Consider the following 505-nt stretch of genomic DNA (forward strand, 5'->3'; position numbering starts at 1 on the left):
TCGCTGGTGGCCTTGAGCGACTCGACCGTCTGCTGGGTGGCGTCGTTCAGCTGCATCATCGTCTCCGAGATCTGCTGCGCGCCGACCGCCTGCGACTGCATCCCCTGCAGCACGGCGTCGAACTGCGGCGCCAGTTTCTGCACCTGGTCCATCACGCCGGAGAGCTGGTCGGTCACCTGGCGCACCTCGCCGACGCTGCGGCGGATCTCCTCGGAGAATTTGTCCATGCCCATCACGCTGGCCGAGACGGCCGACTGCATCTCCTTGAGCATCTGTTCGATGTCCCAGGTCGACACCGAGGTCTGGTCGGCCAGGCGGCGGATCTCGGTGGCCACGACCGAGAAGCCGCGGCCGGCGTCGCCGGCCTTCTCGGCCTCGATGGCGGCGTTGAGCGAGAGGATGTTGGTCTGGTCGGCGACCTTGGTGATGGTGATCAAAACGCTGTTGATGTTGGACGCCTTCTCCGACAGCGCGGCCAGCTTGGCGTTGATCGAATCGGTGGCCG

The 505-nt window shown here is 65.7% G+C and carries 1 protein-coding gene; it reads right to left on the reverse strand.

Translation table 11 applies throughout. The features are described 5' to 3' along the window. A partial coding sequence (locus AC07P1_RS33745; RefSeq protein ID WP_494699953.1) for a methyl-accepting chemotaxis protein occupies positions 1 to 505 on the reverse strand: 505 nt, incomplete at both ends.

The organism is Duganella sp. GW821-FHT07F09 (assembly GCF_059418705.1).